Annotated in this window: 20 protein-coding genes and 1 pseudogene; 11 read left to right on the top strand and 10 right to left on the bottom strand. The window is 54.6% G+C overall.

Annotated features, from left to right (window positions below; genetic code table 11):
- Positions 1-18: 18 nt before the first annotated feature.
- The 3 genes from E5C26_RS13110 to E5C26_RS13100 form a co-directional block, all read right to left on the bottom strand.
- Entirely contained in the window at positions 19-837 is an 819-nt protein-coding gene (locus tag E5C26_RS13110) for a carbohydrate ABC transporter permease (protein ID WP_135316719.1), read from the bottom strand.
- A 12-nt stretch (positions 838-849) separates the two neighbouring features.
- Positions 850-1,788, bottom strand: coding sequence for a carbohydrate ABC transporter permease (locus tag E5C26_RS13105; RefSeq protein ID WP_012145300.1), 939 nt, complete (start codon positions 1,786-1,788; stop codon positions 850-852).
- Positions 1,789-1,870: 82 nt separating this feature from the next.
- Positions 1,871-3,124 carry an ABC transporter substrate-binding protein gene (locus tag E5C26_RS13100; protein WP_135316718.1) on the bottom strand — a complete coding sequence of 418 codons (1,254 nt, stop codon included), beginning with the start codon at positions 3,122-3,124 and terminating at the stop codon, positions 1,871-1,873.
- 106 nt (positions 3,125-3,230) lie between these two features.
- Between E5C26_RS13100 and E5C26_RS13095 the strand changes: the two genes are divergently transcribed.
- From E5C26_RS13095 to E5C26_RS13050, 10 genes and pseudogenes are all read left to right on the top strand, one after another.
- The gene (locus tag E5C26_RS13095) at positions 3,231-3,605 is read left to right on the top strand and encodes a hypothetical protein (RefSeq protein WP_135316717.1); all 375 of its coding nucleotides are present in this window, start codon (positions 3,231-3,233) and stop codon (positions 3,603-3,605) included.
- The gene (locus E5C26_RS13090; protein WP_135316716.1) at positions 3,590-5,260 is read left to right on the top strand and encodes a DUF4091 domain-containing protein; all 1,671 of its coding nucleotides are present in this window, start codon (positions 3,590-3,592) and stop codon (positions 5,258-5,260) included. Before E5C26_RS13095 ends, E5C26_RS13090 begins: the two co-directional genes overlap by 16 nt.
- Positions 5,261-5,419: 159 nt before the next feature.
- Positions 5,420-7,141 carry an ornithine lipid synthase OlsF gene (olsF, locus tag E5C26_RS13085; RefSeq protein WP_135316715.1) on the top strand — a complete coding sequence of 574 codons (1,722 nt, stop codon included), beginning with the start codon at positions 5,420-5,422 and terminating at the stop codon, positions 7,139-7,141.
- A gap of 88 nt (positions 7,142-7,229) precedes the next feature.
- On the top strand, positions 7,230-8,012 hold the full coding sequence (locus E5C26_RS13080; RefSeq protein ID WP_135316714.1) for an N-formylglutamate amidohydrolase: 783 nt from the start codon (positions 7,230-7,232) through the stop codon (positions 8,010-8,012).
- A 74-nt stretch (positions 8,013-8,086) separates the two neighbouring features.
- Positions 8,087-8,800 carry a flagellar brake protein gene (locus E5C26_RS13075; RefSeq protein WP_135316713.1) on the top strand — a complete coding sequence of 238 codons (714 nt, stop codon included), beginning with the start codon at positions 8,087-8,089 and terminating at the stop codon, positions 8,798-8,800.
- Between the two features lie 200 nt (positions 8,801-9,000).
- Positions 9,001-9,453: a DcrB-related protein gene (locus E5C26_RS13070; RefSeq protein WP_135316712.1), complete on the top strand. Its 453-nt coding sequence runs from the start codon at positions 9,001-9,003 to the stop codon at positions 9,451-9,453.
- Positions 9,454-9,462: 9 nt separating this feature from the next.
- Entirely contained in the window at positions 9,463-13,782 is a 4,320-nt protein-coding gene (locus E5C26_RS13065; RefSeq protein ID WP_135316711.1) for an RHS repeat-associated core domain-containing protein, read from the top strand.
- Positions 13,779-14,150: a hypothetical protein gene (locus E5C26_RS13060; protein WP_135316710.1), complete on the top strand. Its 372-nt coding sequence runs from the start codon at positions 13,779-13,781 to the stop codon at positions 14,148-14,150. Before E5C26_RS13065 ends, E5C26_RS13060 begins: the two co-directional genes overlap by 4 nt.
- 59 nt (positions 14,151-14,209) lie before the next feature.
- A pseudogene (locus E5C26_RS13055) lies at positions 14,210-14,356 on the top strand (HNH endonuclease); the annotation flags it as partial.
- Positions 14,357-14,365: 9 nt separating this feature from the next.
- A complete protein-coding gene (locus E5C26_RS13050) occupies positions 14,366-14,671 on the top strand; it encodes a DUF7716 domain-containing protein (RefSeq protein WP_135316709.1) in 306 nt (101 codons plus the stop codon).
- A 157-nt stretch (positions 14,672-14,828) separates the two neighbouring features.
- Here the strand turns inward: E5C26_RS13050 and pdxY are convergent, their stop codons facing one another.
- From pdxY to E5C26_RS13035, 3 genes are read right to left on the bottom strand one after another with little or no spacing between them, the layout of a single operon-like run.
- Positions 14,829-15,668 carry a pyridoxal kinase gene (pdxY, locus tag E5C26_RS13045; protein WP_135316708.1) on the bottom strand — a complete coding sequence of 280 codons (840 nt, stop codon included), beginning with the start codon at positions 15,666-15,668 and terminating at the stop codon, positions 14,829-14,831.
- Positions 15,669-16,385: a glutamine amidotransferase gene (locus E5C26_RS13040; RefSeq protein WP_135316707.1), complete on the bottom strand. Its 717-nt coding sequence runs from the start codon at positions 16,383-16,385 to the stop codon at positions 15,669-15,671.
- Complete coding sequence (locus E5C26_RS13035; protein WP_135316706.1) at positions 16,382-16,636, bottom strand: hypothetical protein; 255 nt, start codon at positions 16,634-16,636, stop codon at positions 16,382-16,384. Before E5C26_RS13035 ends, E5C26_RS13040 begins: the two co-directional genes overlap by 4 nt.
- 68 nt (positions 16,637-16,704) lie before the next feature.
- Here E5C26_RS13035 and E5C26_RS13030 point away from each other — a divergent pair, with 68 nt between their 5' ends.
- On the top strand, positions 16,705-18,009 hold the full coding sequence (locus tag E5C26_RS13030; protein WP_135316705.1) for an aminotransferase class I/II-fold pyridoxal phosphate-dependent enzyme: 1,305 nt from the start codon (positions 16,705-16,707) through the stop codon (positions 18,007-18,009).
- Between the two features lie 10 nt (positions 18,010-18,019).
- On the opposite strand, the gene E5C26_RS13025 is transcribed toward E5C26_RS13030, so the two are convergent.
- From E5C26_RS13025 to E5C26_RS13010, 4 genes are all read right to left on the bottom strand, one after another.
- Complete coding sequence (locus tag E5C26_RS13025) at positions 18,020-18,991, bottom strand: LLM class flavin-dependent oxidoreductase (RefSeq protein ID WP_135316704.1); 972 nt, start codon at positions 18,989-18,991, stop codon at positions 18,020-18,022.
- A 156-nt stretch (positions 18,992-19,147) separates the two neighbouring features.
- The gene (locus E5C26_RS13020) at positions 19,148-19,981 is read right to left on the bottom strand and encodes a serine hydrolase (RefSeq protein ID WP_135316703.1); all 834 of its coding nucleotides are present in this window, start codon (positions 19,979-19,981) and stop codon (positions 19,148-19,150) included.
- Between the two features lie 142 nt (positions 19,982-20,123).
- The gene (gene ppk2, locus E5C26_RS13015) at positions 20,124-21,038 is read right to left on the bottom strand and encodes a polyphosphate kinase 2 (protein WP_135316702.1); all 915 of its coding nucleotides are present in this window, start codon (positions 21,036-21,038) and stop codon (positions 20,124-20,126) included.
- A 26-nt stretch (positions 21,039-21,064) separates the two neighbouring features.
- Positions 21,065-22,675, bottom strand: a complete 1,611-nt coding sequence (locus E5C26_RS13010) for an inorganic phosphate transporter (protein WP_135316701.1) — start codon at positions 22,673-22,675, stop codon at positions 21,065-21,067.
- Positions 22,676-22,851: the final 176 nt, after the last annotated feature.

Raw genomic sequence — 22,851 nt, 5'->3', positions numbered from 1 at the left:
TTTACCTTGTGTACGCGGTTAGCCTTTTACCCCAGCGCTGGCGATGCCCTGGATGAAGTAGCGTTGGAAAAGAATGAACAGCATCAGCATCGGGATCACCGCCATCAGTGCACCGGCCATCAGCAGCGGGTATTCCACCCCGGCACGGCTCGACAGCGACGCCAGCCCGACCGGCAGCGTCAGTTTCTCGGTGGTGGTGTTGACGATCAGCGGCCACATCAGGTTGTTCCAGCTCCACAACCCGTTAATGATGATGCAGGCGATAATGCCGGGGCGGATCAGCGGCAGCATGATGCGCCAGAAAATAGCGAAGTAGCTGTAGCCGTCGATCAACGCCGCTTCTTCCATCTCTTTCGGCACCGCAAGGAAGAACTGGCGCAGCAGGAAGGTGGCATAAATACTGAAAATGCCGGGCAGTACCAGCCCGGTGATGCTGTTGACCAGCCCCAGTTTCTGCACCACCAGAAATTGCGGGATCAAAAAGGCCTGACCAGGCACCATCAGGATCGAGATACACACCAGGAACACCGCATCCCGGCCGCGAAAGTGCAGACGAGAAAAGCCATAAGCGGCCATGGTGGCGACCACCATTTGCAACGTGACGGTGAAAAAGGTCGCCAGCAGCGAGTTCAGATAAAAGTCGGTAAACGGAATTTCATGCATGATCTTGCCGTAGGCCTGCAGGCTGGGGTGGGTCGGCAGCAGCGTCAGCGGGATCTGGATGCTTTCGGCCTGGGTTTTCAGCGAGGTCACCAGCATCCAGATAAAAGGCACTACCGAAGCCAGCGCCGCCAACACCATAAACAGATACACCAGCGTTCTTTTACTTAGGCTCATCGTCGTGGCTCCTCAGCTGACTTTCAGGCGTTTGCCAATCATCATTTGAATCAGGGTGATCAGCAGGGTGACGGCGAACAGCACCACGGTGATGGCGGAGGCGTAACCCTTCTCCTGCAGGTAAAAGGCATACTTGTAGAACAGGTTGGTGACGGTCATCACGTCGCTTTCCACCAGAGCGCGGTCGAACATCAGGAACACCACGTCGAATATTTGCAGGATCTCGATAAAGCTCATCACCGAAACGAAGAACAGCGTTGGCACCATCATCGGCAGGGTGATGCAAAAGAAGCGGCGCAGGGTGCTGATTCCGTCAATGTCGGCGGCCTCATACAGTTGACGTGGAATGCTTTGTAACCCGGCCAGCAAAATAATGATCTTCAACGCCAGCGACGACCAGATGATGATGATGGAAACGCTGATGCGCACCACGTCCGGATCGGACAGCCAGGCCACCGGCGAAATCCCCAGCAGGCCAATCGCCTGATTGATCAGACCGAAATCCTTGTTGAACAGCCACTGCCAGACCATCGCCACGGCGGCAGGCATGGTGACTGCCGGTAAGAACAGCAGGGTGCGCAGTAGCGCCTTGCCACGGATGTTCTGGTTCAGGCCAATCGCCAGCAGCAGCGACAGGCTCAGGCTGACGGGCACGCACACCACCACATAGAACAGCGTGTTTCCGGCGGCGGTGTAAAAGTCGTCATCCTCAAACAGATTGACGTAGTTATCGACGCTGAGGGTACTCCAGCGCATAAACTGGTTAAGATCGGTAAAGCTGTAAAAGATGTTCTGTAAAAAGGGGACCAGGTAAAACACCGTCAAGCCAATCAGCAACGGCAAAATCATCACCCAGCCCCAGAAACGCTCGGCGCGCTCCAGGCGGCTGAGTGCGGGTCGTGGAGTACTTTTTTGTTGTTTTAGGGCACCGTAGCTTTCTGCCAGCGACATGTTGCCATTCCTCACCAGTAACTGCTCTGCGGTATTCCGCAGCCGGTAGCGCCTTCGGGCAAGCGCTACCGGCTCGGGGTGATTACTGCTCCATCACGCGTTCGATCTTCTTGACCGATTTGTCCATCTCGGCTTTGGCGTCCGCGCCCATAAAGATTTTCTTCAGGCTGGCAATCCACATGTTTTGCCATTTTGGCGTATTGGTACCTGCGGTCGGGTAGGCCTCGGTCACGTTGAGGGTGTTAATATAAGGTGTGACATCGACTTTTTTGATCTCCGCTGCCCAGGCTTTGGCTGCCAGTTTGTTGGCCGGGATCACCGCTTTTGCCAGCTCGGTCTGCGAGGCTTCGGTGCTCATAAATTCGATGTATTTCCAGGCTTCCTGCTTGTGGGCGCTGTTGGCGGACATGGCAAAGGCCAGGCTGTGCGCCACACCGGACTGGCGCTCGATTTTCGGCATCATGACCACGCCGATATGGTCGTTGATCAGCGGATTGTTGGCGAAGGGAGCCGCCAACCATGAGCCGGCATACACCATCGCCGCACGGTTGGACTGGAAGATGTTTTCGGTTTTAACCTCGCTCATCTGTTGGGCGCTGGGCATCAAGCCATCTTTCATCATGGCTTGCAGCTGTTGATAGACCCAGATGGATTTATCGTTAGCGATGTCGGTGGGTTGACCGTCTTTCGGGACGATGTGGTTACCGTTCTGGAACAGCAGGTTCATATAGCTGTCCTGACCGTCAATGCTCAGATCCATCACCAGCGGGAAGGCACTGCCTTTCAAGCCGGTTTTCAGCGCGGTGGCTTTATTTTTCAGATCATCCCAGCTCCAGTCGTTGGTCGGGTAGCTGACGCCGGCCTGGTCGAACAGTTTTTTGTTGTACCACACGGCGATCGAGTCAACGTCGCGGGGGATAGCCATTTGTTGTCCATCATATTGATAAGCTTTAACCGAACTGGCGACGATATTATTTAATTGCACGCTGCTGCCGGTAATATACGGCGTTAAGGGTTGCATAATGCCATTTTTGGCGTATTGAACGAAATAAGGCATGTTTATCCAGAATATATCTGGCGCGACGCCACCCGCAGCAGCGGAATCCAATTTAACGAAGTATTGTGCCGATGGGGTTAATTCTATGGCGATTTTAATGTTAGGGTTTTCTTTTTCAAATCGCTTGGCAATCTCCTGCTCGGCAGGTAATTGATTTCTGTCCCATACGGCGTAACGCAAAGTTATTTGATCGGCGGCATATAACATGGTCGGCAATAATAATGCAACCGCAATGGCAGAGTGTGCCAGAAGACGGCCAGTATTTTTTATCGGTGACATTGCTTTCCCCTCGGTGAACGACGAATAAATATTTTCGTAACGTGAATTCTTTCTATCCCTTAACTTTCAATGTGTCAATACACCCCGATCTGCCCAAAAATGGGGCATGAATGTTTCGTTGTTGTTAAAATCGAAAGGGTTGAAGCCTAAACCGAAAGTGTTACTTGTTCACAATTCGTTAACCTGCCGGGCTGGTTTTGGCCCTGCCACTCAGCAATTCCGGGTTGCTGGGGGCATAGGAATAAATGATAACCCTTGCACCATAATGGGGATTAAAAACATTCTTATTGTGCATGCCGGCTTATCTTTCATTTTTGTGATGCAAATAAACAAAAAAATTGTATATGCCAGCATCCGCAACGGCATGTTGTCGATTTTTGAATGGACGCTATTGTTTACAACGATAAAAGGGTTTAGCCTGAAAATCACTCATCGGTATTTACCAATAAAAGAGAGCTCACCGTTATGCGCCTTTCATTGACCTTTACCCATTGCCTGGAAAAGATATTCCACAGCCATAATTTACCGCAGATTACGCAGATAAATAAACTCAGCGGTCTGAATAATGAAACTGTTTCCTGGCAAGGGGTTTATTGCCTGCAACGGGCCGGAAACGAAACGCGTCGTGAATTAGGCTATCGTATTGAGGGGGTATTGGCGGAGTATATCAGCGTGCGTCAGGTGCATTCGGTGCCCAGCCACTTCCCCTGTTATGCCGAGACCGACGAGAACTATCTGCGCACCGAACCGGGGTTATTTCCCGATCCGCTGATGCCTTTGGTCGATGAGCGTTTCTTTGCCGTCTGCAATTATTACGGCAGCCTGTGGTTGACCTTAACCCCACCGGCAAAGCCAGTGGCGGGCGGGGATTATCCGCTTGAGCTGACGTTGTTTGATGTGACCAGTGAGGAAGTGCTGGCCAGCGCTGCGTTGACGCTGCATATCGTCCCGGCCGCGCTGCCACCGCAAACCCTGCTGCACACCGAATGGCTGCATTCCGACTGTCTGGCGGATTATTACCAACTGGCAGTGTTCAGCCCGGAGTACTGGTTGGCGGTACGTAACTTTGTCCGTACCGCGGTTAACGGTGGGGTAAACATGCTGTTGACGCCGATCTTCACACCGCCGCTGGATACGGCCATCGGTGGTGAGCGCACTACCGTGCAACTGGTGGGCGTGCAGCGGTCTGCGCAGGGCTACCGGTTTGATTTCCAACGTTTGGCGCAATGGGTGGCAATGGCGCAGGAAGAGGGCATTGAACACTTTGAGATTGCGCCGCTGTTTACCCAGTGGGGGGCGGCACACGCGCCAAAAATCATGGTGGAAATAGACGGCACGCTGAGTCCGCTGTTCGGCTGGCATACCGACGCCCACGGCGAAGAGTATCAACAGTTTCTACAGGCACTGTTGCCTGCATTGACCGACTGGTTTCGCGAGCGACAGCTGCAACAGCGGGTGTGGTTCCATATCTCTGACGAGCCGACGTTGGAAAATATCGACGTTTACCAGCGAGCCAGCGCTACCTTGCGCCCGCTGTTGGCCGGGTTTCATACTTTTGATGCGCTATCTGATTATGCATTTTACCAACAGGGGTTGGTGGAAACACCGGTGGCCGCTACCGATCATATAGAACCCTTTATTGATAACCGGGTGCCCGGTCTGTGGGCCTATTACTGCTGCGTACAAAAAACCGAGGTGGCCAACCGCTTCTTTGCCCAGCCTTCGGCGCGCAACCGCATTTTGGGGATCCAACTTTACCGCTACAACATTACCGGCTTTTTGCATTGGGGCTTCAACTTCTATAACAGCGGCCATTCGCGGGAGCGACTCAATCCCTACGCGGTGACGGATTGCCGCAATGCCTTTCCCTCCGGTGATGCCTTCGTGGTCTATCCCGGTGAGAACCTGACACCGGTGGAGTCGCTGCGCTTACGGGTACTGCACCAGGGCTTGCAGGACATGCGTGCCCTACAGCTGCTGGAAAGCCTGACTGACCGCGCGACGGTAGAGACTTTGATTGAACAACAGTTGGGGATGAACCTCACTTTTAAACGCTATCCGCATCAGGCGGAGCCGCTGTTGCGGTTGCGGGAAGCAGTGAATCAGCGCATCGAAGCCTTAACTTCGGTGGCATAAAATGCGGCTTTGGTGGCGACTGGCATCTCATCGCCACCAAGTTTTCAATAATTTGCTATACCTGATAGGTGAGGGATTTCATTTTTTTGTCATGTTTCTGACATGTTAGGGTCATAGCGCTGGCTTAAGTTTGCAGCGACTAAGCCAGGAGATAACGCGATGTTTAGCTTGGACTCTCTGTTGCATGATGCATTTCCACACCGCAAGACCCCTGCCTGGCAGCGTAGCCTGCTGAGAACTTTACTCTTCGAAAAAGAATTCAAACAGTTTGCCGCCGACTATCCGCACCTGAAGGGGCTGGATTTGATCGAGCAGGTGGTGGACTACTTCAACCTCAGCTGTGAGTTGGTCGATGGTGACCTGGAAAATATTCCGAGCCAGGGGCCGGTGGTGCTGGTCGCCAACCACCCGATTGGCTCGCTGGACGGTTTGGTGCTGTTGCGTGCAGTGGCGGCCGTGCGTCCGGATGTCAAAGTGGTTGCCAGCCAACTGCTGACCTACATAGAACCGCTGCGCAACCTGTTTGTGCCGGTGGACAACGTAGGCAACAAGACCAACCGCAAGCAAATTGAAGGCATGCAGGCGCAGCTGGATAAGCAGGGCGCCCTGATTTTGTTCCCCGCCGGAGAAGTGTCGCGCATGAGCCCGAAAGGCATTCGCGACGGCCACTGGCATACCGGCTTCTTGCGTCTGGCGGCCAAGGCCCGAGCGCCCATTGTGCCGATCCACATCAGCGCGCGTAACAGCAACCTGTTCTACTTCACCTCGCTGGTTTACCGACCGCTGTCTACCCTGTTACTGGTACGTGAAATGTTCCAGCAGCAGGGCGGACGCATCAAAATCCGCGTGGGTGGCCGTATTCCCTTTACCAATTGGCATGATGGCCACACCAGCGCCAAAGATTTGGCCGAACGTTTCCGTCGTCATGTCTACCGACTGGGCCAGGGTAAAGAAGGATTGTTTGCCAGCGAATCGCCGATCGCTCTGCCGGAGGATCGGTTGGAGCTGAAAAAGGCGCTGGCAAATTGCGAACGTCTTGGGGTGACGCCGGACGGGAAAATTATCTTCCTGTATCGTCGCCAGGGTGAGGCACGTACGCCTATCCTGCGTGAACTCGGTCGTCTGCGTGAGATAGCTTTCCGGGCCGTGGGTGAGGGTTCCGGCCGTCGCCGCGATTTGGACAGCTATGACGACGACTATTACCACCTGGTACTGTGGGATGCGGACGAACTGGAGATTGTTGGGGCTTACCGCTTTATTCCCACCGCCGAACAGCTCGAGAGCAAAGGGCTGGAAAGCATTTACAGCAACAGCCTGTTCCACTATGACCGCGATATGGCGCCGATTTTGGCTCAGGGGATTGAGCTGGGGCGCAGCTTCATCCAACCGGCCTACTGGGGCAAGCGTGGGCTGGATTACCTGTGGTTGGGGATTGGCGCTTACCTGGCAAAATATCCGCAATATCGCTATCTGTTTGGCCCGGTTTCCATTTCCGGCGGCATGCCGGTGACGGCACGCGACCTGCTGATTGCCTTTTACCGACTGTACTTCTCGCCTAATCATGCGTTGGCGCAGTCGCGTCAGCCTTATCCTGCTTCGTTACCGCAGGTATTGGCGCAGTTTGCCGGCGATAACTATCAGGAAGATCTGGTCAGGCTGAAAAGCCTGCTGAGCAACATCGGCTGTTCGATACCTACGTTGTATAAACAATATACCGAGTTGTGTGAACCCGGCGGGGTGCAGTTTATTGATTTCGGTACCGATCCGGCCTTCAATAACTGTATTGACGGCCTGGTGCTGGTCGATCTTACCCGGCTAAAACCGGCGCGATTCCAGCGTTATATTGCGGTGCATCAGCCACAGGATGCCGCTATAGAGTGATTGGCTGGGTTCTCATGCATTTTTGATCTAAGCGCCGGTGGCGGGATATGGCCTAAGATAAGGCTTTGTTCCGCCACCGGAGTTTTTCATGCCTCAGTCGTTTTCCTCGTCTTTGTTATCCGCTGAAGATCCCGCCGCCGTGGCGATTGAAACGCCCAGGGGGGCTGCGCCCTTTTTATTGCTCTGCGATCACGCCGGCCAGGCGATACCCCAACAGTTGGGCGATCTCGGCCTGCCGCCTGGAGAAATCGACCGTCACATTGGTTGGGATATCGGTGCATTAAAGGTTTCACGTCATCTTGGCCGCCAGTTGGACAGCACCTTGATTCATCAGCGTTACTCACGTTTGGTGATTGACTGTAACCGCACGCCCGGCATCGCCAGCTCTATCCCCCAACTGTCGGAATTGACAACTATCCCCGGCAATATAGGAATTGATGGCAATCATGCGCAGGCGCGCGAGCATGAAATTTTTAGGCCCTATCATCAGGCGATAACCGACCATCTGGATGAACGGCAGCGCAGCGGGTTGCCTACGGCGATTATCGCCATGCACAGCTTCACGCCGGTGTTTAAAGGTAACGAACGGCCGTGGCAGGTGGGGTTGTTGTTTAACCGCCAGCCGGAGTTTGCTCTGCTGCTGGCCGAGCTGCTGCGAGAGGAAGGGGACTTGCAGGTCGGCGTCAATGAACCTTATGCCATGACCGACGCCACCGATTACACGCTGCCGGTGCATGCGGAACGCCGCCAACTGCCTTATGTTGGCATTGAGATCCGCCAGGATTTAATCGCCGACCAACAGGGTCAACAAGCCTGGGCAAAACGCTTCGCCAGACTGTTGCCACAGGCCTGGCATCGCTGGCAAATTTGACTTTAGGAATATTCCCAGTGATGATAACTGTAAGGAACGTGTAAAGCGTCATTGGGAAGAGTCAGGAGCGACGAGTGGAGCAGAATGATAACGGATTGTTTATCAAGCAGGAGCGTTTCGAAGTACTGGCGATACTGCGTGAAATTTGTAAACAGCGCACGCCACTGAAGGTCGTCAATGATCAGCAGCAGTTTCAAAGTCTGCTGTTGAGCGTCGGACCGGATAATATTGTGTTCAGCGGCGATGAGGCGGACACAACGGTCGACGGCGAATGTACCATTGTGATTGAAAGTCATGACGCGAAGATCGAGTTCTGTGTAGGTCAGGCCGAGTTTACCGACCATCAAGGGGTTAATGCCTGTTCAACCCGATTGCCGAAAGAACTGGTTTACATCCAGCGCCGTCGTCAATTTCGTGTCACCACTCCCCACTGGCGTGAGTTTCTTTGCAGCGGCGAATATGCTGATGGCAGCGAGTACCAGCTGAGGATCCACGATCTTTCCGCTGGTGGCGTTGGTTTGCGAGTCGATGGGCCACTGCCGGAAAACCTCCAGCCCGGTTTCCAGTTCAAAAAAGCTTTGTTGGATCTTGGCAGCTACGGCAGTTTCAAGGTCAATATGGAACTGGTGGTCATTAACGAAGATCATGAGCTGGATGACGACGACAATAAAGTGAACTTCTCGCGCCTGTCGTGCCGTTTTATGAAGCTGGGCCTGGCAATGGAAAGAAAAATTCAGAGCGCGGTGTTTGCGTTCGAATTGGATTTCAATAAAAAGAAAAAACGCTGATAAGCGGCGTCGCGTTCGCCATCTCTTTTCATTAAACGCAGTATCCAGAGGGTTCCGATACCCAGACGCGGCCTGGCAGGGTGCGGAACCTCATCCTATCCCCCTCTCTTAATGTTAATCATACCGATTAATATTGAATTTTCATTTGTCCTTTTGTTATGCGATGCTTAAGACTTCGTTAAGCAAAAGGACTCTGCGTGATGCCTGATTATTCCCGTTGTACCTTTACCGAAGGCAGTGTTGCTCTGCCGGAAGGCTACAGCGATCGCACCGTCAACGTGCTGTTGGCCGGTGATGATATCTCCCCCTCTCTGAATATTTCCCGTGATGCATTGCAACCTGATGAAACCCTGAACGGTTACATTACGCGTCAGTTGGAAACCCTGTCTGTCAGTCTCAAAGGCTGGGTACTGAAGGGGCGCGAGCCGGTGACCTTGGGTAGAGGCGGCTTACCAGGGGAGTCTGTGCATGCCAGCTACCTGCGCGACGGCAAACGCATCTGGCAACGTCAGGCGGTGTTCGCGCTGACGGATGGACGTGTACTGGTATTTACCCTCGCGCAACCCCGTAAACTGGCACCTCAAGATGAAGCCTTGTTGCTCCAGGTTTTGGACAGCTATCAGCAGACACCGGACGTAAGCGGTCAGCCATAAGGAACATTTATGAGTGAAGCGGCACGCGTCGGCGATACCATCGGGCATTCCCATGCCCTGGCCGGTATGATTGGCGGCACAATAGTCGGTGGCCTGATCGCCGCCGCCGGTGCGGTAGCAGCCGGTGCCTTGTTCGTCGCCGGACTGGCCGCATCCTGTATCGGTGTCGGTGTGTTGTTGATTGGTGCCAGCCTGGCGGTGGGTTACCTCACCGGGGAGGCGGCCACCGCGGCCCGTGACGGCATTGCCGATGCCGGTGCCGGCAGCTTGTCGCCGACAGGCAAGATCGTTACCGGTTCCCCCAATGTATTTATCAACGGCAAACCTGCCGCGATCGCTACCCTTAGCCAGGTCGCCTGCAGCGATGACGGCCCGAGCATGCAGATGGCGCAGGGCTCCGACAAGGTCAGTATCAACGACCAGCCTGCTTCCCGCGTGGGCGATAAAACCAATTGCGACGCGCAGGTGATGGAGGGTTCGCCCAATGTGTTGATTGGTGGCGGAACCGTCACCACGCTGCCAATTAAACCCGAAGTGCCGGACTGGCTGTACAAAGCCTCTGACCTGACACTGCTATTTGCCGGACTGGTCGGTGGTGTCGGCGGTGCAGCAAGCAAATTGGGCGCACTGGGTAAAATGCTGAGCAAGCTGCCCGGCATCAACAAACTGGGGCGGATTGCCTGCCGTTTTGGCACCTTGATGACCGCCACGGCCGCCGCAGGCATCATTGCCCGCCCGGTGGATATCATCAGTGGCCAGAAGTTTTTATCCGGCGATGATGAACTGGATTTTGTGCTGCCATCACGTCTGCCGGTAGCCTGGCAGCGTTACTGGCGCAGCGGCAACCCCGGTGACAGCGTGTTGGGTCGCGGCTGGAGCCTGTTCTGGGAAAGCAGCCTGATTCCTTATCAAGATGGCCTGGTGTGGCGCGCACCGTCCGGTGATTACGTTTCCTTCCCGATGGTACCCCGTGGTCACAAAACCTATTGCGAAGCCGAAAAGTGCTGGCTGATGCACAACCCCGACGGCAGTTGGCAACTGTTCGATGTTGGCGAGCAAAGCTACCACTACCCGCGCCTGGACGGCGAACAGCCGAGCCGGTTATCTATGCTGACCGATGCCACCGGCAACACCACTTCGCTGTTTTATGATGACCACGGCCAACTGATTGAGTTGGTCGACAGTGCCGGCCAGCGTCTGAGCTGTCGTTATTTGGTCACCGTTAATGGCTTGTCCCGCCTCTGTGCCGTATTGCTGCACTGCAATGACGGAGAACGGCCGCTGGTCAGCTACGGCTACGATGATGAAGGACAACTGATCACAGTGACCAATGGTGCCGGTGAAATCACCCGGCGCTTTAGCTGGCGTGATGGGCTGATGGCCAGCCACCAGGATCAAAACGGGTTGCTCAATGAATACCTGTGGCAGGAGATTGAAGGATTACCCCGGGTCACCGCCTGGCGTCACAGTGCCGGCGAAGAACTGGCATTGCACTACGATTTTGTCGGTGGTGGGCGGCGAGCGGTGCGTGATGACGGTAAACAGGCGTTGTGGCAACTGGATGACGACGACAACGTGGCGCAGTATACGGATTTTGACGGGCGTAAATCGGCATTTATCTATGAGCGAGGTGAGTTGTGTGGCGTGGTCTTGCCGGGCGGCGCTCAGCGATACAGCGAATGGGATAACTATGGTCGCTTGCTGAGTGAAACCGACCCACTCGGCCGCAAAACGACCTACCAGTATTCCCGCAACAGCGGCCGGTTGTTCTCAGTGACCTCCCCAGACGGCAGCCAGACGTTTCAGCATTGGGATACTCAGGGCCGACTAACCAGACAGATTGATGCGCTGGAGAATACGACTTCCTACGACTACCCCGATACGGAAGAGAGTTTGCCGGTGCGCATCACCGACGCTCTGGGGGGCGTGGTGAGACTTGACTGGAACAGTCAGGGGCTGTTGACGCGTTATACCGACTGTTCCGGCAGCGTCACCACCTATGCGTATGACGTGCTCGGCCAGTTGACACAGCGTACCGATGCGGAGGGCAACCGGACTCAATACCGTTGGGATGCTGCCGGTCGCCTGCGAACGCTACAACATCCGGACGGCAGCGAAGAGCACTTCGCCTGGAATGCACAGGGCCAACTGGCCCGTCATCAGGACGCACTCGGCAGCGAAACCCACTGGGCGTATAACTTGTTGGGCCAGCCGGTCAGCATCTCTGACCGCATCAACCGGACGCGCTACTACCATTACAATAACCGGGGCTGGTTGACGAACATTGAGAACGGCAACGGTGGGAACTATCACTTCAGCCACGATGCCGTCGGCCGTATGACGGGGGAGCGCCGCCCGGACAATACTGACCACTTTTATCGTTATGGCCCCGATGGCCAACTGAGCGAACACCGGGAAACCGGGCCGCTGGATACCTCGGTATCTCCAGTTCAGCGCCTGCACCAACTCCGATATGACGAAGCGGGCCAACTGGTCTGGCGCGGTAACGACAGTGCCCAATGGCAGTATCACTATGATGCTGCGGGCAGGCTGAATACGCTGACGCGTACGCCAACAGCCGTCGGCGCGGCGTTGGGGATTGAAACTGACCGAGTGCAGTTGCAATACGATGCCGCCGGCAATCTGCTGACGGAACAGGGCGTCAACGGTGAGCTGGGTTATCAGTGGGATGCGCTGGCGAACCTGCAGACGCTGACTCTGCCACAGGGAGACCAGTTGCAGTGGCTCTACTATGGTTCCGGCCACGCCAGCGCGGTGAAATTTAACCAGCAACTGGTGAGTGAATTCACCCGTGACCGCCTGCACCGGGAAACTGGCCGCACGCAGGGCGCGTTGCAGCAGCATCGCCAGTATGATGCGTTGGGGCGCAGAACCTGGCAGAGCAGTGGGGGTCAGATAACCAAACCGGAAGACGGTGTGTTGTGGAGGGTATTCCGTTATACCGGCCGGGGTGAGATTGAGGGCGTCAGTGATGCGCTGCGCGGCGAGGTGCATTACGGTTATGACGCTGAAGGGCGCTTGTTGCAGCACCGCGAGCAGAATCTTGGCAAACCTGCCCGCAGACTGGTGTATGACGCTGCCGATAACCTGTTGGGCGAGAAAGGCCCGGACAGCGATGTCGAAAGATATTTACCGCTGGCACCCATCGTCAGTAACCGATTGTCGCACTGGCAGCAGTTATTCTACCGTTACGACGCCTGGGGCAATCTGGTCAGCCGGCGCAACGGGATGTATGAACAACATTACCGCTACGATGCCGACAACCGGCTGATACAGGCCCATGGCCGTGGCCCGCAGGGCGAGTTTGAGGCGCAGTATCATTACGATGCGCTGGGCCGACGCAGCCGAAAAACGGTGAGCTACAAGGGAAAAACACCGGAAACGACACGCTTTCTGTGGCAGGGATATCGCTTGCTGCAAGAGCAGCGTGACAACGGCACGCGCAGAACCTGGAGTTACGATCCTGCCAGCCCATGGACGCCGCTGGCGGCGCTAGAACAGGTTGGCGAGGGGCCGCAGGCGGACATCTACTGGTTGCACACCGATCTCAACAGCGCACCGTTGGAAGTAACCGACGTCGAAGGTAATCTGCGCTGGTCCGGCAACTACGACACCTTCGGTAAGCTAACAGGCCAGACGGTGGCGGGTGCCGAACGCCGCAAAGGGGCTGTCTACGACCAGCCGCTGCGCTATGCGGGGCAATATCAGGATGATGAAAGCGGATTACACTATAATCTGTTCCGTTACTACGAGCCGGAGGTCGGCAGATTCACCACACAGGATCCGATTGGCCTGAGTGGGGGGATGAACCTGTACCAGTATGCCCCTAATCCTTATGGTTGGGTGGATCCGCTGGGTTTAACAGCGTCTGAGAATGTTACAACCTTCTACCATGCTGGCGATATTCAAGGCGCCATAGACCCTTCGATGGGGCGCGGTAAATTAGACTTCGATCCGCAAGGAAGGGGAGGATTCTATGTGACTACAGATAAATCTCAAGCGATAGAATGGGCTGAGATGAGGAATCATCCTGCGGTGACTCAGTTTGATGTTCCAAATTCTGAATTGGAAAAACTTAATATAAAAACATTTAGTTCTGCCGATAGTGAGTGGGCGAAATTTGTAACGGAAGGAAGAAATGGTACCCTATCACATAATTACGATGCGGTTCATGGACCTATGTTGCGCAACCTTGCTCAGGTCCGGAAAGGAGCACCTCCAAAGCCTAAAGGTAGCCAGTTTTCTGTTTATTCAAAAAAAGCCGCCGGAGTGTTCGATAAATACAAAGTGGGAGGGTGTTCAAAGTGAGTAGTAAAGAAAATATGGTAGATGGGCTACGTTTTGAAGATGATGACGGTGAAGTTGTAATCTTTAACTTTAAAACATGGGTGAATGTGATTAAGGCAATAATTGTAAAATATACAAATAAAAGCGAGGAAGAGGCCGAAAGGCTAGTAATGTCATCTTCATTGGTTAATAATCCAATAAATAATTATATAGCGGTTACGCTACGGAGTCATGAGACAGAATATCATTGGGCGATGTTAATTGCTTACGGTGAGAGATATTGGGATAAAGGCATAAGCTCTGACGAACCTGACGGGTATTCAGAATGGGAATATAAATACAGAGAACTACATCAATTAGCCAAAGAAAGCTTTGAATTTGATGATTAATTATGTAACTTATTGTTTTTATTGTAAATCATTAAATATAACCTCAGAGGGCATCACCACCGGAGACGACTTGGCATCATGGTGATGTACCAGGTTCTTTGCAACTGGTTGATCGCCCTGACCATAGAGATTACCACAAGATATATCACCCTGATGGCTTGGGTGGTCGTAATAAGTGGGGTGGCGGCACCAGTTGTAGACGATAAGGATTAAATATGAAGGTTATTAACGGTTTTGCTGAGTTGTTAAAAGTGTACGATTCTTTGCCAAATTCTGGATGGATCTTTATAGATCATGATGTTGATACTTCTTCAAAATCTGATTTATTGAACCGAGATTACTATCTGTCCGAAAACGATGACGAAGAGTTTGAAATGGAGGAGGATAAATCTACTTTCCTTGAGTCTCCAATATTTAAAGATATAGTCATCAACAAGCTAAAACATAACCAGCAGGCATCTAAAGATGACATGCTTGATGCTGCAATTTATTACCTAGAGAACGATGATTTCTTAGACTAATCACTAAAAAATCGTCACAACTCAATAAAGACTCCTTTACTGCCTTCTGAGCTATCTGTAGCACCCTGTGTGGATCTTATCCACGCAGGGTGAATACCATCAAAATCAATATAGCTTCTGCTGATATCAGTACTGAGTTCTATCCCGACTCCCAGTCCTATTTCAAAGCACGCAAGCTGCCAATTTCCTCCAAACCGAAATGCTCCGCCTCAGTCAGTACAGCGCAGACCTCGCTGCTGGCGGTCAGGATTGCGCTATTAAGGTCCTTTCCGTGCAATAAATGGCTGACCAGCAACGCGGCGAACATGTCGCCGGTGCCTTTTACCTTCGACTGGATCTTGGGATGGGTATAGCTTTGCACCTTGTCGCGGCTGACCAACAGTAAGCCAATCTGCTCGTCATTTTCCGCCACGCCCGGCGCGCTGGTCACCAACACCCACTCGGTGGTGTCATTCAATAACGCCTGTGCGGCATGCTGCGTTTGCTCCAGGCTGGTCAGCGGATGCCCGCAAAGCTGCTCCAGTTCGAAACCGTTGGGGGTGAGGCCGTTAGCCAATTGCAGGAACGGTGAGCGATAACAACCGACGATGCGCTCATCGACATAGACACCTTCCCCGTAATCACCCATTACCGGATCGATATAGATTTTTATCTGCGGATTGATAACGCGCACACGCTGTAGCCAGGTATGCAGGAAATGGCATTGGCCGACGTCGCCCAGATAACCGATGATTACTGCCCGGGTGCGTGTCATCACACCACGCGTCAGTAAATCCTCGAGAAAACCGCTGAACCACTCGGCGGGTATTACGCCGCCGCTGGGCGCGCCGTAATAGGGTGGACAGCCAAACAATACGCTGGGCACCTGCAGTACTTCCAACCCCTTTTTCAGCAGGGTACGATAGGCAATGCCATTGCCAACGCTGCCGTACACCACCTGCGATTGAATGCTGATCACGTCAATCTGCGGCGGTTGTAATTGAGAAATCTGTTGCATCTATAACATCCTTGGTTCGATTTTATCCAGCCACCGCGTAAATACCTGACGGGCGCGCTGTTCTAATTCTGTACCGTAGCGAGCGGCCTGTTGACGCAAGCGCTGTGGCAAAATGCCGGCTAACTCAAGCTCGCAGGCATGGCCCACCAACCAGCGTTCGAGATCGTGATGATCGGCCTCTAGATGGAACTGTAGCCCAAGGGCGAAATCCTGATACTCAAATGCCTGATTAGGGCAAACTTCGGTTCCGGCCAGACAGGTCGCGCCCTCTGGGATCATAAACATATCCCCATGCCAGTGCAGCACCGGCGTTGTCCCCAGGGGGGCCAGCACCGAGTCTTCATGCTCTGTGAGCATTAATGGCTCGAAACCGATCTCTTTCTCGCCGAGTGAAATCACCTCGGCCCCCAGGGCCTGAGCTATCACCTGCGCGCCAAGACAGACGCCCAGCGTAGGCCGTTTTTGCTGTAGCCGCTGTGTTACCAGTGCTAATTCATCGTTTAGAAACGGATAGTGTTGCTGGCCGGCAAAATGTTGTGCCGCGCTGATCGGTCCACCCAGCACCACCAACAGGTCGGTTTCCTCATTATTGATGGCACGTATATCGTCACGGCCGGCATCATAATAATCAATCTGATAGCCGCGTAATGACAGCAGCGAACCCAGAATACCGAGGTTTTCAAAATTGACATGTCGGATAGCGACCACTTTCTTCATTGCTGCACCTCGATGGTGTGGGGGGAAGGTTCCAGTTCCAGCGTATCGCCGAGGATGGTAATGCCGTCGGTGCCGCTTTGGTAAATGATCCGGCGTTGTTTGACCTGACTGATTTGCAACCGGTAGCCCTGTTCGGCAGGAAACAGCGCCTGGGCTTGTTGCAGTTGGTCGCTGGCCCAGGGGGTGAACATCTGCAAGCGGGCGAAAGCTTTGCCGCCGTGTTGAATATCGAGTACGTAATGTTTTTCCATCTTTACCCCTTAACTTTTCCGTTCCAAACAGGTAATCTGTTTTGAACTAATACAAAAAGGTTTTATGTATGGGTTCATTGTATGCAAAAGGCGGCAGCGCTGTCCAGATTGCTGAACAGATCAGCACGCAGATCAAGCAGGGGGATTTACAGCCGGGTGACCTGTTGCCGCCGGTGCGTCAACTGGCCGGTGAGCTGGGCGTCAACCCCAATACCGTCGCCAGCGCCTATGCCAAGCTGCGTGATGCCGGGTTGGTCGCGACCCGCGGGCGTGCCGGTACTCAGGTACTGGAGCAACCCTTGCAGACAGTACGCAGCGTTCGGCAGGTACCCGAAGGCATGCGTGATTTGGCCAGCGGCAATCTGGATGGCACCTTGCTACCGGCGTTGTCTCTGAGTGCCGCTGACGTTTTCCCACAGCAGAATGGCTATGACATCAGCGGTGATTTACCTGCGCTATGCCAGCTTGCCGCTGACTGGTTGAGCCAACAGGGGGCGGAACTGGGTGAGACGGCGGTGTTTTCCGGGGCGCTGGATGCCATTGAAAAGGCGCTGCGCAGCCATGCTGCACCAGGGGCTTCGGTGTGGGTGGAAGATCCCTGCTGGCCACCGTTACTGACGCTGTTGCGGCATCTTCGTCTTAAACCGCTGCCGTTACTGGTGGATGAACAAGGGTGCCGCTTGCCGGAAAAGGACGCGGGTTCGCAGGGTTGCGCGGTGATCCTGACGCCACGTGCACAGAACCCAACCGGTATGTCGCTTAGTGCTACTCGTGCCAACGACTGGCGTGAGTTCCTGGCCCAAAATCCGGGTTGTCTGGCGATTGTCGATGACTTCTGGGGGCCGCTATCGCAACAGCCACTGAATTTGCCGTTTACGGCAGACAATGGTTTGTATGTACTGTCACTGAGCAAGTTTCTCAGCCCGGATCTGCGCATTGCGCTGGCCTGTGGCAAGCCGCCACTGTTGCAGGCAATGCGTGCGGACCAATACATACGCGAACGCTGGGTTAGCCATATTCTGCAGCAAATTGCCGCCAAATTATGGATACAGGCGCAGCGTGATGGCTTACTGGTGCGGGCGCAGCAGGCTTACCAGCAACGACGCGATGCGTTGACGGAGCGGTTGCAAGAATTGACCGGTTCGCGGTTACCGCCGGGTGAAGGGGTCCATATCTGGCTGCCGGTGCGTTCAGAAGCCGCCGCCAGCCAAATCATGGCACAGCGCGGCTGGTTGGTGCAGGGCGGTGAGCCGTTCCGCCTGAAAAGCGGCCCGGCGATCCGTGTCAGCCTGGCCAACCTGGGTCCGGAGCAGTTAGAGGCAGTGGCTCAGGATCTGGCCGTGGCCATCGGCGCCGGGGCCGTGGTGAACTGATTGGGCAGGCTCAGGCCTGAGCCAACAGTTGCAAAGAGGCCAAACGGGCGACGGGTTCGCTGATCGGCGTATCTATCACAAACTCTTCCACGCCATATTGCTGCTGCAATTGATCTAACTGACTCCGTACCTGCTGGGCAGTGCCGAGCAGGATATGGCTTTCGCGCGGCTCAATACGGTAATCGGTAGCTCCGGCCTGCTGAACATAATTCTCTGCCTGCTCAAGGCTGCCGACCGTCACGCTCTGTCCGCCGGTCACATGCACCCGGTATTGCTGGATCCCGGCGGCTAACGCCTGAGCTTGCTCAGTGGTGTTGGCGACGATCACCGCGACCGCCAGCAGGGCTTTGCGTCCACCGCTTTGCTCGGTGTAATGAGCCAGTGCGCGCTGAATATCGTCCGGGTTACCATTGAGCTGCGCGGCAAATACAAAGGCCCAGCCATGTTCTGCAGCCAGTTGGGCACTTTCTTTGCTGGCGCCGAGCAGGAAGCGTTGCGCGGGCTGCGACGGTTGCGGTGTGGCACTCAGGCCGGGTTGCCCGTCATCATTGAGGTAGGCGTTGAGCTGGGCAAGCTGTTGCGGAAAGTCCGGTTTATTCTGCTGATCGTGGGCAGCCTGCAGCGCCTGGGTAGAGAGTGGCAGCCCACCGGGCGCTTTGCCCACGCCCAGATCGACCCGACCCGGTGCCAGGGTCGCCAGCAGATTGAAGTTTTCCGCCACCTTATAGGCGCTGTAGTGTTGCAACATAACACCGCCGGAGCCGATGCGAATATGGGACGTTTGCCCAAGCAAATAGGCGATCAGCACTTCGGGTGAAGGGCAAGCGAGCTGCGCGGTATTGTGATGCTCGGCCAACCAGAAACGACGGTAGCCCCAAATTTCCGCCTGCTGCGCCAAATGCAGCGTGCGTGTCAGCGCCTGGGCGGCGCTTTCTCCTTCGGCAATCGGACTTTTTTCCAACACGCTCAGGGCATAAGCCATTTTCCTGCTCCTTTATCATCATTTATTGATGACAAATACCATGCCCAATGCTTCAGGCTTAATATTGATTGGAGATAGGATATTCCATTGATAAAAAACGGATTTAGTTATGCGCACAATGGCAAAAGGGCACGTAGTCAACGCGCCCGAACCCGCTCAGGACTCCAGCCAGGCCTTCAGGCGAATCGCGTCCCTATAGTGGCCATAACGCTGCGGTGAACCGAGCAGGATCATCACCACCGGTTGCCCTTTGATCAGCGTGCGTATCACCATGCAATGGCCGGCTTCGTCGGTGAAACCGGTTTTTTGCAACTGGATTTTCCAGGCGGGGTTGTTAATCAGCCCATTAGAGCTGTGGTAGACCAACTGACCCCGGCCAGGGTGCACGATTTGCTGCTTGTCGGTGCTGAAGCGGCGAATGGTCTGATAACGGTAGGCGTGATTGACCATTTTCAACAGGTCGTTGGCACTGGCGACATTGCGTGGCGTCAGCCCGGTCGGATCGTAGAAGCGGGTATGTTTCATACCGATGCTGCGTGCCTTCCGATTCATTTTCGCCACAAAGGCTTTGCGACCGCCGGGGTAGTTGCGGCTCAGTGCCGAAGCGGCGCGATTTTCCGACGACATCAAAGCGATGTGCAACATGTCACGACGGCTGAGAGTAGAACCGATAGTCAGGCGCGAGTGGGTTTTCTTCAACAGATCGCGGTCGGCGGCGGTGACCCTCATCTTGTTGCCCAGTGGCCGCTTGCTGTCCAGCGTGACCATGGCGGTCATCAATTTGGTTAGTGAGGCGATGGGCTGCACCCGATTGGCTTGCTTCTGATACAGCGTTTTACCGGTACGTTGGTTGACCACCAATACCGACTTCGAGTACAGCGCCAGCGGCGCAGCGGCTTGTGCGGCAGGCTGAATGAACAACAGCGTGAGAACCAAAAGAGTGCCAAGGCGGCGCGCGGGACAACGGATAAGGGAATTAAATAAAGACATGGCAGACGTGACTATGATCCTGAAAGGTGAATGAATATCAGCAAGAGTCTGCACAGCAAATGTGGAGAAAATAGGGTGGCGTTGTAACGGGATGAGAATCCGGCAGGGGTCAGGGAGGCGGCGTACCGCCTCCCTGGATCAATCAATACACTTCTGGTACCACCATATTGTCCGGCACCGGGTGACGGTTGTAATCCGGGCTGCGTTTACGCGGCGGCAGGGTGATGACATTGCCTTCCGCCTCTTCGTACGGCAGTTGCTCCAGCAGATGGCGGATACAGTTCAGGCGCGCCTTTTTCTTGTCGACGCCCTGAACCACCCACCATGGCGCTTCAGGAATGTTAGTGCGCGCCAACATGACCTCTTTGGCCTCGGTGTAGTCCTCCCAGCGGCGGCGACTCTCCAAATCCATCGGGCTGAGCTTCCATTGCTTTAGCGGGTCGTGGATGCGGCTGAGAAAACGCAGTTCCTGCTCATCGTCAGTGATAGAAAACCAGTATTTGACGATCTGAATGCCGCTGCGCGTCAGCATTTTTTCGAACTCCGGCACGCTACGGAAAAACTCTTCATATTCCTCGTCGTTGCAAAAGCCCATCACTTTCTCCACGCCGGCACGGTTGTACCAGCTGCGATCGAACAGCACCATTTCACCGGCGGCCGGCAGGTGGGCAATAAAGCGTTGGAAATACCATTGAGTGCGTTCACGATCGTTCGGTGCCGGTAGCGCGGCCACACGGCAGGTGCGTGGATTCAGGCGTTGGGTGATACGTTTGATCACGCCCCCCTTGCCGGCGGCGTCGCGGCCTTCAAAAATGATCACCAACCGGTGGCCGGTACGCATTACCCAGTCCTGCAGTTTGACCAATTCCCCCTGCAGGCGCAGCAACTCGCGGAAATACTGTTTGCGCCAGGCTTTCTTCTGGTCGCTATCCACTTCGGTATCGTCGAAGCGCAGATCGTCCAGCTCCATCTCCAACTCTTCATCGTAGCTGTCGTAGAACTCCTGCAGCAGGCGCTGGTTGAAGCTTTCGTCGCGGTCAAATTCATGCATAGCCATAATTAATTCTCCGTGTTAGCCCGGTTTTAGAAATGGGTGAAAATCCAGTACAGCCCGGCGGAAAGCAGTATCGAGGCCGGCAACGTCAACACCCAGGCCATCAGCAGATTGCGCAAGGTGGACATTTGCAGGCCGGAACGGTTGGCCGCCATGGTACCGGCGATGCCGGATGACAGTACGTGTGTAGTGGAGACCGGCAATCCAAAGATGTCCGCCGCACCGATAGTGGTCATCGCCACCAGTTCGGCACTGGCACCCTGGGCATAGGTCAGATGGCTTTTGCCGATCTTCTCGCCAACGGTGACCACAATGCGCCGCCAGCCGACCATGGTGCCCAGGCCGAGAGCAATCGCTACCACTACCTTGACCCAAAACGGGATAAAGCGAGTGGCACTGTCCAGATCGCTTTTCAGGGCGTCCAGGTTGCGCTGCGAGTCCGCGGATATTTGCAGCTGTTTTTCCGACTTCAGGTGTTTAATCACTTCCGATGCCAGATACATATCATTACGGGTGTTGGAAACCGCCTGCGCAGGAATTTTGTCGACCGAGCCGTACTGGCGTATTTGATCGCCAATGGCCCCGGTCAGCTGCGCCAGCGCAGGGACCACTTCTGCGGTCAGTTCACTGGTACGGACATACCCGGTCAGCACATCGCGTGCTGGGGTCTGGCTGACCTGCGGGAACTGGCTCAACAGTTGGTTTTTGGTGACCTCCGCCAGTGCCGCGACGCGTGGAATTTGCTCGGGCGGCATTGAGCGGTTCAGCGCGTAGGCGATCGGCATGGTCCCGACCAGGATCAGCATGATCAGACCCATGCCTTTTTGCCCGTCGTTGGAGCCATGGGCAAAGGAAACGCCGGTACAGGTGAGGATCAGCAAACCGCGGATCCACAGTGGCGGCGGTGAGTCATCCTTGGGGGCGGTGTACAACTGGCGGTTTTTGACGAAGACTTTCAGCGCCAGCAGCAGCAGGGCGGCAAACACAAAACCGATCACCGGGGAAAGCAACAAGGCGTAGCCCACCTTGATCGCCTGGCCCCAGTCGACGCCGCTGGTGCCGGTGCGGCCATGGATCAGCGCATTGGCTACCCCCACGCCGATAATCGAACCAATCAGGGTATGAGACGAGGAGGCAGGCAGCCCGAGCCACCAGGTGCCGAGGTTCCAGATAATCGCCGAGAACAGCAGGGCGTAAACCATGGCGAAGCCATTGCCGGTACCGGCCTGCAAGATCAACTCCACCGGCAGCAACGAAATGATGCCGAACGCCACCACACCGCTGGAGAGCAACACACCGAGAAAGTTAAAGAAGCCTGACCAAACCACAGCCACCATGGGCGACAATGAATGGGTATAAATAACGGTAGCCACCGCATTGGCGGTATCATGAAAACCATTAACAAATTCAAAGCCCAGCGCAATCAGCAACGCTAACCCCAATAAAAGGAACGGGAGGTAGCTGGTATATACCGCACCGGCATCGCTGACGTCGTTAAATAAATTCACCCCGGCAAAAGCTATCCCCAGCACTAATAAAAAAACAAAAAAAAGAACAGTGAGCCGACTGTTCTTTTGGTAGATTTTTGGCAGGCTGGACGCGGTTGGCGCACCTGCCTGAACGGCGCTGTTATCGCTCATAAAGGACCTTCCCGATAGACTTCATTAGAATACTGACGATGTTGTACAGTGCTGCCATCAAAGTATTGGGAAATAATGTGACTTTTTTATGACGCTAATATTAATCATCGAGAAAAGTGAAAATAATTAACGTTGTCATTTAAAGGTTGATATAAAGGCGAAAGCCGATTAATTAA

The sequence above is a fragment of the Serratia proteamaculans genome (assembly GCF_004684015.1).
Lineage (GTDB): Bacteria > Pseudomonadota > Gammaproteobacteria > Enterobacterales > Enterobacteriaceae > Serratia > Serratia proteamaculans_F.
This window is presented reverse-complemented; position numbering and strand designations above follow the sequence as displayed.

Coding starts and splice junctions, on each gene's coding strand:
- E5C26_RS13065 (WP_135316711.1), top strand. CDS start 9,463: ATGAGTGAAGCGGCACGCGTCGGCGATACCATCGGGCATTCCCATGCC.
- E5C26_RS13040 (WP_135316707.1), bottom strand. CDS start 16,385: ATGAAGAAAGTGGTCGCTATCCGACATGTCAATTTTGAAAACCTCGGT.
- E5C26_RS13095 (WP_135316717.1), top strand. CDS start 3,231: ATGAATGTTTCGTTGTTGTTAAAATCGAAAGGGTTGAAGCCTAAACCG.
- olsF (WP_135316715.1), top strand. CDS start 5,420: ATGTTTAGCTTGGACTCTCTGTTGCATGATGCATTTCCACACCGCAAG.
- E5C26_RS13050 (WP_135316709.1), top strand. CDS start 14,366: ATGAAGGTTATTAACGGTTTTGCTGAGTTGTTAAAAGTGTACGATTCT.
- E5C26_RS13025 (WP_135316704.1), bottom strand. CDS start 18,991: ATGGCTTATGCCCTGAGCGTGTTGGAAAAAAGTCCGATTGCCGAAGGA.
- E5C26_RS13090 (WP_135316716.1), top strand. CDS start 3,590: ATGCGCCTTTCATTGACCTTTACCCATTGCCTGGAAAAGATATTCCAC.
- E5C26_RS13070 (WP_135316712.1), top strand. CDS start 9,001: ATGCCTGATTATTCCCGTTGTACCTTTACCGAAGGCAGTGTTGCTCTG.
- E5C26_RS13020 (WP_135316703.1), bottom strand. CDS start 19,981: ATGTCTTTATTTAATTCCCTTATCCGTTGTCCCGCGCGCCGCCTTGGC.
- E5C26_RS13110 (WP_135316719.1), bottom strand. CDS start 837: ATGAGCCTAAGTAAAAGAACGCTGGTGTATCTGTTTATGGTGTTGGCG.
- E5C26_RS13100 (WP_135316718.1), bottom strand. CDS start 3,124: ATGTCACCGATAAAAAATACTGGCCGTCTTCTGGCACACTCTGCCATT.
- E5C26_RS13080 (WP_135316714.1), top strand. CDS start 7,230: ATGCCTCAGTCGTTTTCCTCGTCTTTGTTATCCGCTGAAGATCCCGCC.
- ppk2 (WP_135316702.1), bottom strand. CDS start 21,038: ATGGCTATGCATGAATTTGACCGCGACGAAAGCTTCAACCAGCGCCTG.
- pdxY (WP_135316708.1), bottom strand. CDS start 15,668: ATGCAACAGATTTCTCAATTACAACCGCCGCAGATTGACGTGATCAGC.
- E5C26_RS13035 (WP_135316706.1), bottom strand. CDS start 16,636: ATGGAAAAACATTACGTACTCGATATTCAACACGGCGGCAAAGCTTTC.
- E5C26_RS13010 (WP_135316701.1), bottom strand. CDS start 22,675: ATGAGCGATAACAGCGCCGTTCAGGCAGGTGCGCCAACCGCGTCCAGC.
- E5C26_RS13105 (WP_012145300.1), bottom strand. CDS start 1,788: ATGTCGCTGGCAGAAAGCTACGGTGCCCTAAAACAACAAAAAAGTACT.
- E5C26_RS13030 (WP_135316705.1), top strand. CDS start 16,705: ATGGGTTCATTGTATGCAAAAGGCGGCAGCGCTGTCCAGATTGCTGAA.